Source organism: Antarctobacter albus (assembly GCF_900101505.1).
Classification (GTDB): Bacteria; Pseudomonadota; Alphaproteobacteria; order Rhodobacterales; family Rhodobacteraceae; genus Antarctobacter; species Antarctobacter albus.
Window position 1 is genome coordinate 1 of sequence record NZ_FMZI01000005.1, and the last position, 13,642, is coordinate 13,642.

Below are 13,642 nucleotides of genomic sequence, written 5' to 3' on the forward strand. Positions count from 1 at the left end.
CATGCCAGTCAGACCAAATCAATGGGTCCTGACCCTAGCCACCTGACAGCACCCGTTGCGCCGGTGACGCGCGGTCTCGAAAACTCTTCTTAAATCTCTGCTTGCTACCGTTCCCTGCATGAACGGTTTGCGAACATATCTCGCGGCGCTTCTCCTGGCTTTCGGATCGGCGCTGCACGCGGCGAACACCGCCTCCCCCTCGGAAGAGGCACTGACGCTGGCCGCTTGCCAGGCACGCTATACCGCCGTTCTGGAACATGCCTGGCTGATGCATGGCGACACCGAGGCTGCCGCCATGCGGCGCGATCTCTTTGCCGCAATGCTGGCGGCGGCGTTGCATGACGCGCCGGATCAAAATCAGATAAAGCGGCAATTGATCAGCTTTCGCATCGCCCGGAAACACGCCGCCAGCGGGCTGCTCGACACCGCGCGGTTCGGCACCGATCCGCGCCGCAGCCGGATCGCCCTGGGCGTGATCTCTCAACAACTCTCTGCCTGTGATCGCCTGGTGATCGGGCGGATACCGCTTGGTGCGTGACTGGCCCGGGTCGCCCGCGCCACGTCGGCACGAAAAGTTTTCATTTCGCCTTATTTTTGAGCGAAAATCCTGCTACGAATCTCAAATTATGGTCGCTTTGAAAACTTTTATCGGCCTCTTTGGCCTCCTCTCCCTCCTCGCCATGCCCCTGGCGGCACTGACTGACGCGCCGCGGGAAAGAACCCAGGTCTTTGCCGTCTGTCTCGGCCGCGCCTCGGCAGAGATGGAACACCGCTGGCTGATCGGTGGTGGCGCAGAGGCCGAACAGGACCGCCGCGCGATGTTCGAAATGCTGCTGGACACGGTCGCGCCCAATTCGGGCCTGGCGGGCCCGCAGATCCTGGACATGCGCATCCGTGCCAAGATGGCGCAGGCACAATTGCTGCAGATCGCGACGTTCCACACCGACCCCGACCGCAAGCGCCGCGCCGCTGCGGCGGCACGGCAGGCCATGCGGCCCTGCTCTGCCCTGCTGCTGAGCTGACCCCGGTCAGAAGAAATCAGGACAAAAACCGCCGGAGGCCTCCATCATCCGCGCGATGAAGGCGCGCCGGTCAGGATCGCTGAACTGGGCGACCCGCGCCTCGGCGGAGGCGCGCAGGACCTCCCGGAGCCGCTTGCGCTCGGCCTCGTCCGTGGCACTTCGCAACTGGCCGCTCAGCCGGTCAGTGACCATCGCATCGCCCACGGACGCACGCACGAAATGCTCAAGCGATGGCAAGCCGCCCTCTCCCAGCGCGTCGAACAGGGGCCCCTGCCCCTCGGTGATCTGGTGGGCGAGGCAATCCATGTAGCGGGCCTGCCTCAACTCGAAGGTCAGAACCGTGGCCAGCGCCAGCTCTGCCGCCTCCGGCGCGATGCGGGTATAGGTGCGTTTGTAGGCACCCGGATCACGCGTGGTTGGATCGCGCAGCGCACCTTCCAGCACCAGCACATCGCCTGACCTCCCCAGCGAAAACGGCAATTCGAAATGGTTGAGCTGCGCCTTCACCAGCAGGTCGTAGGATCGCGGATCCTCGAGGCGCAGCGTCCCGTAGCGAAGCGACTCACCGAAACCGGCCACCTTGAACCGGCCATCGCCATCACGTTCCAGCGTGGCCTCGGCGGCGACACCCGCATACTGCCCTTCATCGGACCAGAGCGGCGAATGTGGCAAGGTCAGCGCCCGCATCCAGTATTGCGTCACCCTGACCGTGTCCGGCTCGTCACCCGGGGCAAAGACAAGCACCTCTTGCCCTGGTACGGTGATGCCCAGCAGGTAAGGCAGCACCAGGTCACCCAGCCAGGCCCCGTGCAGCTGCGACAGGTCCGTCACCGGCGCCGCCTCGGCCACCGCCACCGTGTTCAGCACGAACATCTCCAGCGCCTTGCGACTGCAACCAAGCGGGCCGTCCGGGTCCTCGGACACGGCGCCCACGGGCTGCGGCACATGCAGCGCAGCCTGCATTTCGGCACAGGTGACATCGGCCCGCCCGGCGGCGGGCAACAGGCAGACCAGAAGGGCAAGAAACCAGCGCGGCATGATCAAAATCCTCTTGGGTCGGGAATGGGTCCGGGAATGCGTCGATCCTACCCCACGAAGCCGCCCGGACCAAGCCCGCGCCCCCTTGCGGGCGGCGCCCAAAGGACGGATAACAAGCGCCATGAACAAGCCCAGCGACAACCCCGCCGATCCGTTCAAGAAGGCCCTCGCCGAAGCCACCAAGGTGATGGCCGACGACCCGGATCTTTCGGTCAGCTACACTGTCGATCCCGCCGGTGTCTCCGGCGAGGCGATGCGCCTGCCGCAGGTCTCGCGCCGGATGACGCGGGACGAGGTGATGCTGGCGCGTGGCACCGCGGATGCTCTGGCGCTGTACCACCGTTACCACGATGCGGGCACCCATGCGCGCTACCTGCCGCAGGGCGACATGGCGCGTGAGCTCTACGAGGCGATGGAAACCGCCCGCTGCGAGGCGATGGGCGCGCGCGACATGCCCGGCACGGCCGGCAACATCGACGCCAAGATCGCCTCCGAGGCGACGCGGCGCGGCTATGGCCAGATCCGCGAGGCGGCCGAGGCGCCCCTGCCCCAGGCCGCCAACTACCTGATCCGCCACCTTGCCACCGGCCGCGACCTGCCGCCCGACGCCGCCAACGTCATGGAACTGTGGCGCGGTTTCATGGAGGATCACGCCGGCGAGACACTGGACCGACTCGACGAGACGCTGGCCGATCAGTCGGCTTTTGCCAGGTTCGCCCGCCAGATGATCACCGACCTGGGCTATGGCGACCAGCTGGGCGATGACCCCGACCTCGACGACCAGTCCGAGGAAGAGGGCGTCGACGACCAGCAGGACGATCAGCAGGAACCCGATTCGACCGGCGAAGACGACGAGGACGGCGAAGAATCCGAAGCCTCGCCCGAACAATCCCAGGAAGAGACGCAGGACCCCAGCCAGGCCCAGGTCACGATGGATGACATGGCCGACCAGGAGCTGGGTGAAGAGGCCGAGATGCCCGAGGGCGAGGCCCCGCTGGAGCCGCCCGCCCCGCAGCCCATCTCGGAGGCGGACCCGGACTACCGCGTCTATTCCACCGACCACGACGAGGAAATCTCGGCCGAGGAACTGGCCGAACCGATCGAGCTGGAGCGCCTGCGTGCCTATCTCGACCAGCAGCTTGAACCGCTCAAGGGCGCGGTGTCGCGGCTGGCCAACAAGTTGCAGCGCCGGCTTCAGGCCCAGCAGAACCGCAGCTGGGAATTCGACCGCGAGGAAGGCATCCTCGACGCCGGGCGGCTGGCCCGCGTGGTGGCCAACCCGACGACGCCGCTCTCGTTCAAGGTCGAAAAGGACATGGAGTTCCGCGACACGGTCGTGACGCTTCTGCTCGACAACTCCGGGTCGATGCGCGGGCGCCCAATCTCGATTGCGGCGATCTGCGCCGACGTCCTGGCCCGCACCTTGGAACGCTGCAGCGTCAAGGTCGAGATCCTGGGCTTTACCACCCGCGCCTGGAAAGGCGGGCTGGCGCGCGAGGACTGGCTGAACGCGGGCCGGGAACAGCAGCCCGGGCGCCTGAACGACCTGCGCCACATCATCTACAAGCACGCCGACGCGCCCTGGCGGCGCACCCGCGACAACCTTGGCCTGATGATGAAAGAGGGCCTGCTCAAGGAAAACATCGACGGCGAGGCGCTGGAATGGGCGCACCGCCGGATGTCGGGCCGGCCCGAGGCGCGCAAGATCCTGATGGTGATTTCTGACGGCGCGCCGGTGGACGACTCGACCCTTTCGGTGAACCCGGCCAACTACCTGGAAAAGCACCTGCGCGACGTGATCGCGATGGTCGAGCGCAAGCGCCAGGTGGAATTGCTGGCCATCGGCATCGGCCACGACGTGACGCGATACTACGAACGCGCCGTGACCATCACCGATGTCGAACAGCTGGCGGGCGCGATGACCGAACAGCTTGCCGCGCTCTTTGACAGCGACCCGCGTGCACGGGCCCGTTTTGCCGGGATCAAACGCGCCGGCTGATCGGACTGTCGCTGGACCCGGGCACCCGCTGGATCGCGCTATTCAACGGGTTTCGTCCCGCGACCGTGAACTGGGCATGGTGGACCTTCCAGCAGTCCGGGTAACGGTGCAGAATCGACAGGCCGACGTGCGGCGCTTCGGACAGGACCGTTCCGTGATGGATGTAGCGTGTCTCATGCGTGGCCCGGATCGTGTCCGCATCGCGAAACTCGGCATGGGTGACCTTGCGGATCATATGCGTGATGCTCAGCTCTCGCTGGCGCGCCATGATAGTACGGAACAGGTCCCGGGTTTCTTCCACCGTGCCCAGCACCCGGCGCCCCTCGAAACTTTCGACCGTGTTGGGGATCGTGAACCAGCGCAGAACACCCGCCATGTCCCCCGCCAGCATGGCCTCCCCACAGCGATCCAGCATGTCCTGAAAGATGCGCCGGGCTTCCGCGTCGTCCTGCACTGCTCGTTTCCCCCTGTCGTGTTTTCAGCGACTTAGCACATGAATTGCGCGGGCGGTGCGAAAAAGCCCGAACAGGGTCAATTCGCCGACCCTTGTCACCGCCGCCGCGCCCGCTAACCTGCGCCGCAAAGGAGTCACCCATGTTCCAGACCTTCACCGAGACGGCCTCGCCCGACCAGGGGCCGCCCCGCCTTGCGGCCCTGCGCGACAAGCTGGCCGAGGCAGGCCTAGACGGTTTTCTCGTGCCGCGTGCGGATGCCCACCAGGGCGAATACGTCGCCCCTCGGGACGACCGCCTGGCCTGGCTGACAGGCTTTACCGGTTCGGCGGGCTGGTGCGTGGCTCTGGGCGACCGCGCCGCCGTCTTTGTCGACAGCCGTTATCGCGTGCAGGTCAAGGCCCAGGTGGCAGCGGATTTCGAAAAGGTCGACTGGCCCGAGACCTCGCTGGCCGACTGGATCGGCGCGGCCCTGCCCAAGGGCAGGCTGGGGTTCGATCCCTGGTTGCTGAGCGTCGAGCAGCATCGCACCCTGTCGGCCAAGCTGCCCGATGTGACGCTGGCCCCGGTCGGAAACCTCGTCGATGCCATCTGGCCCGACCAGCCCGACCCGCCGCAGGGCGCGGTCTTTGCCCAACCGCTGGAACTGGCCGGCGAGGCGCATGAGGACAAGATCGCCCGCCTGGCCAAAGACCTGACCGCGGGCGCCGCCGTCATCACCCTGCCCGACAGCATCGCCTGGCTGCTGAACATTCGCGGCAGCGACATCCCCCGCAACCCGGTCCCGCATGGTTTTGCCGTGCTGCACGGTGACGGGCGTGTGACGCTCTACATGGATGCGGCCAAGCTGGCCGACCTGGGCGACCACCTGGGCGACAAGGTGACGCTGCGCGCGCCCGGCGACTTTCTTGGCGATCTGGCGGCCCTCGAAGGCAAGGTCCAGATCGACCCCGCCACCTGTCCCGTCGCCGTGGCCGAGGCGCTGAACGACCCGGAAGAGGCGCCGGATCCCTGCCTGTTGCCCAAGGCCCGCAAGAATGCCGCCGAGCTGGAAGGCACCCGCGCCGCCCACCTGCGCGACGCGCTGGCGATGGTGCGTTTCCTGGCCTGGCTCGACATGCAACCGCCGGGCAGCCTGACCGAAATCGCCGTCGTGCAAAAGCTGGAGGAGGAACGCCGCGCCACCAATGCCCTGCGCGACATCTCTTTCGAGACGATCTCGGGCGCCGGTCCCAATGGCGCCATCGTACACTACCGCGTCACCGAAAACACGAACCGCGAGGTAAAGGACGGGGAGCTGCTGCTGGTCGACAGCGGCGGGCAATATGTCGACGGCACCACCGACATCACCCGCACCATCGCCATCGGCGACCCCGGTGCCGAGGAAACAGAGGCCTTTACCCGCGTGCTAAAGGGCATGATCGCCGTTTCTCGCCTGCGATTCCCCAAGGGACTGGCGGGCCGCGACATAGATCCCTTTGCCCGCGTGGCGCTCTGGGAGGCGGGGCTGGATTACGGCCACGGCACCGGCCACGGCGTCGGTGCCTACCTGTCTGTCCACGAAGGCCCGCAGCGCATCGCCCGCACCGGCACCGTGCCGCTGGAACCGGGCATGATCCTGTCGAACGAGCCGGGGTTCTACCGCGAAGGCGCCTATGGCATCCGGATCGAGAACCTGATCGCGGTGGAGATGGCGCCCAAGCTCTATGGTCAGACCGTGGCAGAGATGCTGCAGTTCGAAACCCTCACCTGGGTGCCCATAGACAGGCGGCTGATCGACCCTAACCTGCTCACCGCGGATGAGCGAAACTGGCTCAACGACTACCACCGGCGCGTACATGAGCTGCTGACCCCGCACCTGGATGCGGCAACGGGGCAGTGGCTCTCGGACGCATGTTCTGTCATCTGACATGACAACGTTACAAAGCCCGTGTCTGTGATGCGGGGAAAAGACATGGGGGATAAGACATGAGCAACATCACCATCACGCCGGCCACCGGCACCTGGGTTGTCCGCGCTGGCGGTGCCGTGCTGGGTGAAACCGGCAATGCGCTGGAACTGCACGAGGACGGCCATGCTCCGGTCATCTACTTCCCGCGCGCGGACATCGCGATGGCCTTTCTCGACCGGACCGATCACAGCACGCATTGCCCGCACAAGGGCGATGCCAGCTATTTCTCGATCGTGTCCAAGTCGAAGACCTATGAAAACGCCGCCTGGTCCTACGAGGAGCCCAAGGGCGACGTCGCCCAGATCAAGGATCACCTGGCCTTCTACGGTCAGGACGGCGTGACGGTCGAACACGTCTGAAGACGCCGTTTCGGCAGATTTCCGGCCCCGTGCGCACCGGCGCGCGGGGCCTTTTTCATCGGATCAGGTGCGCCGTTTCAGCAGATCGTTGGAATAGACCAGCCGCCGGTTGGTGCGCATACAAAGCGCCGACAGCACAGCCGAGGCCAGCGGATAATCATCCGAGACCATCCAGCTGCCGTCATAGCGGATCGACGCCGCCAGACGGCGCGTCCGGATGCTGCTGTTGCCGGTGATGATATGGCTGCCGGTATTGCCAAAGGGGGTCAGCATCTCCTCGTCAAAGGGCACTCCCAGCCAGTCGCAGATCATCCCCAGAACCTCGCGCGGGCGCAGGGCCAGCTCTTCGTAGCCCAGCCGGAAGCGCGGCAAACCGCTGTCGGTCAGCGCCGAGTCGATCCCGACCACGTTGCGCAACCAGGTCACATGGGCCGAAACAAGGTTGTCCCCCTTGCGGCGCCGGCGCGAGGCCACCCAGGATCGCACGTCGCGGGTGATCTGCAGGACCCGCACGTCAAACGCCTCCAGCGCGTCGAGATAGTCCAGCGCGTTCGGTGAACTGTCGAGGACAAGACGCACCTCGGGCGACAATCCGCGCGCCGCGGCAGCGACCAGCGGAAAATGCGAGGCAACGCTGACACCCGATCCCAGGTGCGGCAAGACACCGGACCACAACGGGCAGTCCCCTGCCCGCGTCCCGCAGGTACAGATCCGTTCCGATGCGCCGCCGTCGAGATGCCCGGGGTTGGCCCCGGCGGTCAGACGCAACGCCTCGCCGACACCCACCACATGCGGCGAGACGCCCAGCGCGGCATCGAGAATCGTCGTGCCGCTGTGCGGAGGGCCGACGACCAGGACAAGCGGGCTTCGGGACACGGGCGGATCTTTCGGCTACACAGGGGGTCGATGCGGCATAGCCCAGTCGCCGCCCCTGGGCCAAGCCGGAATCCACGGTCACAGGGTGCCCCAAACGTCGAATAAGCGGAAATCGGCAAATCGGGGAGAATGCCGGAAGCCTCTGAAATCATTGCATGCTATCTACTAACAAGCGCCCGTAATTGCCTGATTGCAGCGAAATGGCCCAGGTGTGGGTCATCGCTTCCGGCAACAAAGGACGAACCCATGCTCAGATTGCTCACATTTCTTTCGGCCCTTTTCTTCGCCAGCGCGGCGGCGGCCACGACCCTCTGGGTCGATGCGCCTCGCGACGGCTTTCTCAACCTGCGCACCGGCCCCTCGACCCACTACCAGGTGATCGGCAAGATGCCCCACGCCAGCAAGGTGGAAGTGCTGCGCGCTCCTGGCAAATGGGTCAAGGTCCGACATGTCTCCGGCCGCGTCGGCTGGGCGCACAGCCGCTTTCTGTCCGATCACCGCCCGCGCGGCCACGGTCATGGCGGCCATTATGGCGGCAACGACCGCGGGCAGCCCTACTGGGTCGACGCGCCGCGCCACGGCCACCTCAACCTGCGCAGCGGCCCGTCGGGCAAGCACCACGTCATCGACAAGATGGCGCATGGCGACGCGCTCCGGGTGCTGGACAAGGACGGCAAGTGGTACAAGGTCTTCTATCGCGGCAAGGTCGGCTATGCGCACCGCCGGTTCCTGTCCGCTCACAAGGTCGACGCCGGACATGGCAAGGGTCCGGGCAAGGGCCACGGTCACTGGCATGACCGCGACCACGCCGGACAGACCTACTATGTCTACGCACCGGGCTACGCCGGGCTGAACCTCCGCAACGGCCCCGGCACCGACTACCCCGTGGTCATGACCATGCACCAGCGCGACCGCGTGACCGAGCTTGGCCGCCAGGGCAAGTGGATCCTCCTGCGCCATGCCTCCGGCAAGACCGGCTGGGCCCACGGCGACTACCTGGTCAACGGTGACCCGGGCTATGTGGCGCCGCCGAACGCCGGGCGCCATGACGGCCACAGGGACAACCACAAGGGCGGCGGCTGGGACCGCGACGACCGCTACGGCCACGGCGGCGGACGCAGGAACGGCAAGACCTATGACAACTTCGCCGATGCCGTCACCGCCTGCGTGGGCCGCAGCGGCCAGGACATGCAGCTCTGCGTCCTGAGAAACCTCGGCAAGATCGACTGATCCGCCCAGTCGATACCAGGACAGGCCGGCACGGCGGACCCTTCGGGGTCCGCCTTTGCGCTGTCCGACCGGAGGTTCCGGATTCACGGACCTTTCCCTCTGCCGAAGCTTGGCTAGGATTGCCCGCACACAGCCCGAGGACGACATGGATTCGACAGGACACCGCCTTTGCCTTGCCGCTGTCAGCGCGCTGGCGCTGGCCGCAACGGCCCTGCCCGCCACTGCCGGCGTGGAAGAGGCCTGTCACCGGCTTGCGGGCAGCAACCTGGACAGCGGCCTGCCCGCGGCCTTTCCGGGCGTCCCCTTCGAGGAGCTGGACGCGGCACGCGCCATCCCCGCCTGTCGCGCCGCCCTCGCCGCCGAACCGGGCAACCCGCGCCTCATCTACCAGCTGGCCCGCGCGCTGGACGCCTCGGACGACCAGTTTGCAGAGGCCGCCCGCCTCTACGACCGCGCCGCCCAGTCGGGGTTTCCTTTGGCGATCAACAATCTCGCCGCGCTCTATGCCGATGGCCGGGGTGTCGAAAAGGACATGCAGCGCGCCATAGACCTGTTCCGTGACGCGGCAGAGGCCGGGCTGCCGATGGCCATGACGAATCTCGCCTTCCTGCATTGGGACGGCGAGGGCCTGCCGCAGGACGACGCACGGGCCGTCGCGCTCTTTCGCCAGGCCGCCGAGGCCGGGGACGGCCAGGCTATGTTCTGGCTGGGCCGCGCGCGTGAAAATGGCCGTGGCGCCGCCCGCGACCTGGACAAGGCGCTGGAATGGTACCGGGCCGCCCTGCGCGCCGGTGACACGGTAGCGGGACTGGATGCTGCGCGTCTGCTGCTGCGGGACGGGGACGGGCACAGCCCCGACCACGAGGCCGCCGCCGTCGAATACCGCCTGGCCGCCGCCGGGGGCGATCCCCGCGCTGCAGGCTGGCTGGCCGGGGACATCCGCGCGGGACGTGTCGCCCCTGCCGATCCGGACGAGCTGCTGCGTCTCTTGACCCTGGCCGCCAGCACCGGCGATGCGCAGGCCCTGCTGGACCTCTGGCAAGCCCTTCATGACGCCGAAAACCACGCACAGGCGTTGACTGTTGCCTATCGGGCCTATGATCGCGCCGCAGAGGCCGCGCCGTCAGAGGACAGCGGCTGGCCCGTGCACCGACTGATGGCCGCCCGCGCCGTGCAACAGTCGCTGACCGCCTCGGGCCAGGCGCCCCGGTCGGAGGATGAGTTGCGCATGTTCCAGACCGATTACCCCGTCGCCACGATCCGCAGGTTCACGCTCGGCTTTGACTGTTCGGGCGAGACGGCCCAGTACGGAATCTACGTCTGGGACTGGTCGCGCGGCCACGGCATGGCCGATGCGCAATTCGACTGGATCGAACAGACCCGCGGCTGCACCGTGCCGCCGGAGGTGCGCCGCTCCTTTGCCGAGGTCTGGGACATGGCCCAGGCCGCCGGGGCCAGCTACACCGACCTGACCGGGCAGGAAATCGGCGACGACGGCCTGCGCTACATCCAGAAGTAGGGGCGCCGCCTCAACTGTGCTCTTCCTCGGCCGTGGCCGCCAAGGCCCGGTTGTAGGCCTTCAGCGCGTCGACGTGGAACAGCGCCCCCTGGAGAACCGGCTCGCCCGCGTCCATCGTCACCACCGGCAGGAAGGGTTCCCCGGTGCGGTCCAGCATCGGCAAGGCCGTCTTCAGCGTTGCCCCCGCCTGGACGTATAGCCCGTCCTCGATCATCTGCGCGCAGGTTGCCTCGTCCGCCGCACCCTCATCCGTGGGTTTGCGCATCACGCCCTGCACCCGGAACATCGCCAGCAGGTAGGCCTGCGGCCCCGCCGCCAGCTGCACGTTGCGCCGTTCCAGCTGTGTCAGGAAGAAGGACCGGTCCACCAGCCGTGACGCCACTGCCGTCGACATCGAGACCGAGACCATGACCGCCAGCCCCGTCTGCCAGTCCCCGGTCAGCTCAAAGACGATCAGCGTGGTCGAGATCGGCGCCCCCAGGACGGCGGCCGCCACCGCCCCCATCCCTGCCAGCGCATAAAGCGTGAAGGCCGAGGACACCTCGGGGAAAATGCCGGTCGCAATATGGCCGAAGGTCAGCCCGGTCAGTGCCCCCACCATCAGCGAGGGCGAAAAGATCCCCCCGCCCATGCGCCCCGCCATCGTGATCGAGACCGCGGCCACCTTGACCACCGCAAAGACCAGTGCCTCGTGCATCAAAAGACCGCCGGTCAGGGCGCGGCTCGTCGTCTCGTACCCGACCCCGATGATATGCGGGAAAAAGATCGCGATCCCGCCCAGCAACAACCCCGCCACTGCCGGGCGCAGCCAATAGGGAAGACCCAGCTTCTTCTGCAGTTGCGTTTCCATGTCATCGGCAAAGAACACCGACTGCATCATGATGACCGCCACCAGACCGCAGACGAGGCCTAGGATGAAGAAGGCCGGAAGCTCGAGGTAGAATTCCACCGTGGTCGTGCCCGGCAGCACGAATTCGGTCACGTCGCCATAAACCAGCCGGTTGATCACCGTGCCTGCCGCGCTGGCCACCACGATGGGAGCGAACGCGTGCAAGGCGAAATGACGCAGGATGACCTCCAGCGCGAAAAGCGCCCCGGCAATGGGCGCGTTGAAACTGGCCGAAACCGCCGCCGCCACGGCGCAGCCCAGGAGGTCGCGTCCGGTGATCCCGTCCACCTTCAGCGTGTTGGCGACCCAGCTGGAGCACATCGCCGCGATATGCACGACCGGCCCTTCCCGGCCCGTGCTGCCCCCGGTCGACAGGGTGATCCAGGAACACAGTGCCGAAGCGATGCCGGCCTTTTTCTCGACCCGCCCGTCGTTCAGCGCCGCGCCCTCGATCACGTCGGCCACGGCGCGCACCCGCCCGTCCGGCGTGGCAACATGCAGGATGATCCCCACCACGATGCCCCCGAAGACCGGGATCAGCAGCACCCAGACCCAGGGCAGGCCTTCGGCAAAGGAATGCAGAGTCTGCGTGTCCGGTGTGCCATAGACCAGCGTCTGCAGGCTCTCGATCGCGAAGCGAAAGGCGATCGCCGCCAGGCCAGAGGCCACGCCCAGCCCCAAGGCGATGAACCAGAACTGGATCTGGCCCGGCCCGCGATGGCGCAACATGTCCCAGCCTCGGCCAAAGCCGGAGCGGATCCTGTGCATTTGCTGTTGCAGCAGGCTCGGCAATCCGGCCTCCCTCAATCCGGTGACTTTCCCGCGCCGCAGGCACTGGTTAAGGTGACCCGAGCAGTTTTCCGGAGTCCCCCATGCCCATCGCCCAGGCGATCGATGATCTGACAACCCTCCTAGGCGAACGCGTGAGCCTGTCCAAGCCCGATCTCGAAGCGCATGGCGCCTCGGAATCCTATTTCCCCAACACGCCGCCCCAGGCCGTCACCTATCCGCGCACCAGCGAAGAGGTGCGCCGCATCGTCGAGATCTGCGCCCGCGAAAGCGTGCCCGTGATCGGCTGGGGCGCGGGCACTTCTCTCGAAGGCCACGGGCAGGCCCTGCAAGGCGGTGTCAGCGTCGATTTCCGCCTGATGAACAAGGTCCTGGAAATCCGCCCCGCCGACATGGACGTGACCGTGCAGCCCGGCGTCACGCGTGAGGCCCTGAACGAGGAACTGCGCGCCACGGGCCTCTTCTTTCCGGTCGATCCCGGCGCCAATGCCTCGCTCGGCGGCATGACGATGACGCGGGCCTCCGGCACCACCACCGTGCGCTATGGCTCCATGCGCGACAACGTGCTGGGGATGGAGGTGGTTCTGGCCGATGGCCGCATGATCCGCACCGGCACCCGCGCGCGCAAATCCGCCGCCGGCTATGACCTCACCGCGCTCATGGTGGGGTCCGAGGGTACGCTGGGTCTTGCCACCGAACTGACCCTGCGGCTGCACGGCGTGCCAGAGGCGATCAGCGCCGGCATCTGTGCCTTTCCCGACATGGGGGCCGCCACAGCCTGCGTCATGGAGACGATCCAGATGGGCATCCCGATGGCCCGGATCGAATTTGCCTGCGACCAGACCGCGCGCGCCTTCAACGCCTATGCCGGGACCGACATGGCGGAGGCACCGCATCTCATGGTCGAATTCCACGGCAGCCCCGAAAGCACCGCACAGGACGCCGAACGCTTTGCCGAGATCGTGGCCGATCACGGCGGCAGTGCCTTCCGCTGGTCGGGCCGCGAAGAGGAACGCCGCGCGCTCTGGGCCATGCGCCACAACGGCTATTACGCCATCCTCGCCTCGCGTCCCGGCGCGCGCGGCGTCGTCACCGACATCTGCGTGCCGATCTCGCGCCTGGCCGAGGCCGTCGAAGCCACCCAGGCCGACATCGCCACCAGCGGCATTCCCGGTCCGATCCTGGGCCATGTCGGGGACGGCAACTTTCACGCCATCCTGCTGGTCGACCCCGACCAGCCCGCCGAACTGCAAACCGCCAAGGACCTTGCCGCACGCATGGCGAAACGCGCCCTGCAACTGGGCGGCACCTGCACCGGGGAACATGGCGTGGGCTATGGCAAGCTGCCCTTCATGGCTGCGGAACACGGCCAGGGCTGGCAGGTCATGGGCGCGATCAAGCGCGCGCTCGATCCTCAGAACATCATGAACCCCGGCAAGCTGGTGCCGGGAAACTGACGGCAGAGACCAGAAAAACGGGCCGTGGCCGGAGGGTGGGCCGCTGACGGGCGCAGGCCCG

Annotated in this window: 12 protein-coding genes; 8 read left to right on the plus strand and 4 right to left on the minus strand. The window is 66.9% G+C overall.

The window, feature by feature from the left end:
• Positions 1-127: 127 nt before the first annotated feature.
• The gene (locus BLQ71_RS09575) at positions 128-538 is read left to right on the plus strand and encodes a hypothetical protein (RefSeq protein WP_074621554.1); all 411 of its coding nucleotides are present in this window, start codon (positions 128-130) and stop codon (positions 536-538) included.
• An 88-nt stretch (positions 539-626) separates the two neighbouring features.
• Positions 627-1,022, plus strand: a complete 396-nt coding sequence (locus BLQ71_RS09580) for a hypothetical protein (RefSeq protein WP_074621555.1) — start codon at positions 627-629, stop codon at positions 1,020-1,022.
• 6 nt (positions 1,023-1,028) lie between these two features.
• On the opposite strand, the gene BLQ71_RS09585 is transcribed toward BLQ71_RS09580, so the two are convergent.
• Positions 1,029-2,060, minus strand: a complete 1,032-nt coding sequence (locus BLQ71_RS09585; RefSeq protein WP_074621556.1) for a hypothetical protein — start codon at positions 2,058-2,060, stop codon at positions 1,029-1,031.
• A gap of 121 nt (positions 2,061-2,181) precedes the next feature.
• On the opposite strand from BLQ71_RS09585, the gene cobT reads away from it, so the two are divergent.
• Positions 2,182-4,059, plus strand: a complete 1,878-nt coding sequence (gene cobT, locus BLQ71_RS09590) for a cobaltochelatase subunit CobT (RefSeq protein WP_074621557.1) — start codon at positions 2,182-2,184, stop codon at positions 4,057-4,059.
• On the opposite strand, the gene BLQ71_RS09595 is transcribed toward cobT, so the two are convergent.
• Positions 4,043-4,513: a hypothetical protein gene (locus BLQ71_RS09595; RefSeq protein WP_074621558.1), complete on the minus strand. Its 471-nt coding sequence runs from the start codon at positions 4,511-4,513 to the stop codon at positions 4,043-4,045. The two genes, cobT and BLQ71_RS09595, sit on opposite strands and share 17 nt — an antisense overlap.
• A 140-nt stretch (positions 4,514-4,653) precedes the next feature.
• On the opposite strand from BLQ71_RS09595, the gene BLQ71_RS09600 reads away from it, so the two are divergent.
• Together BLQ71_RS09600 and BLQ71_RS09605 are read left to right on the plus strand one after the other, a co-directional pair.
• Positions 4,654-6,420, plus strand: coding sequence for an aminopeptidase P family protein (locus tag BLQ71_RS09600; protein WP_074621559.1), 1,767 nt, complete (start codon positions 4,654-4,656; stop codon positions 6,418-6,420).
• Positions 6,421-6,479: 59 nt separating this feature from the next.
• Positions 6,480-6,821, plus strand: a complete 342-nt coding sequence (locus tag BLQ71_RS09605; RefSeq protein ID WP_043137881.1) for a DUF427 domain-containing protein — start codon at positions 6,480-6,482, stop codon at positions 6,819-6,821.
• A 63-nt stretch (positions 6,822-6,884) separates the two neighbouring features.
• Here the strand turns inward: BLQ71_RS09605 and BLQ71_RS09610 are convergent, their stop codons facing one another.
• Positions 6,885-7,697, minus strand: a complete 813-nt coding sequence (locus BLQ71_RS09610; RefSeq protein ID WP_074621560.1) for a sulfotransferase — start codon at positions 7,695-7,697, stop codon at positions 6,885-6,887.
• A gap of 246 nt (positions 7,698-7,943) precedes the next feature.
• On the opposite strand from BLQ71_RS09610, the gene BLQ71_RS09615 reads away from it, so the two are divergent.
• The gene (locus BLQ71_RS09615; protein WP_074621561.1) at positions 7,944-8,927 is read left to right on the plus strand and encodes an SH3 domain-containing protein; all 984 of its coding nucleotides are present in this window, start codon (positions 7,944-7,946) and stop codon (positions 8,925-8,927) included.
• Positions 8,928-9,072: 145 nt separating this feature from the next.
• Positions 9,073-10,446, plus strand: a complete 1,374-nt coding sequence (locus tag BLQ71_RS09620) for a DUF2610 domain-containing protein (protein WP_074621562.1) — start codon at positions 9,073-9,075, stop codon at positions 10,444-10,446.
• 10 nt (positions 10,447-10,456) lie between these two features.
• Here BLQ71_RS09620 and BLQ71_RS09625 read toward each other — a convergent pair whose 3' ends face one another.
• Positions 10,457-12,064 carry a chloride channel protein gene (locus tag BLQ71_RS09625; protein WP_172430418.1) on the minus strand — a complete coding sequence of 536 codons (1,608 nt, stop codon included), beginning with the start codon at positions 12,062-12,064 and terminating at the stop codon, positions 10,457-10,459.
• A 143-nt stretch (positions 12,065-12,207) separates the two neighbouring features.
• Between BLQ71_RS09625 and BLQ71_RS09630 the strand changes: the two genes are divergently transcribed.
• The gene (locus BLQ71_RS09630; RefSeq protein WP_074621563.1) at positions 12,208-13,581 is read left to right on the plus strand and encodes an FAD-binding oxidoreductase; all 1,374 of its coding nucleotides are present in this window, start codon (positions 12,208-12,210) and stop codon (positions 13,579-13,581) included.
• The last annotated feature ends 61 nt before the right edge of the window (positions 13,582-13,642 follow it).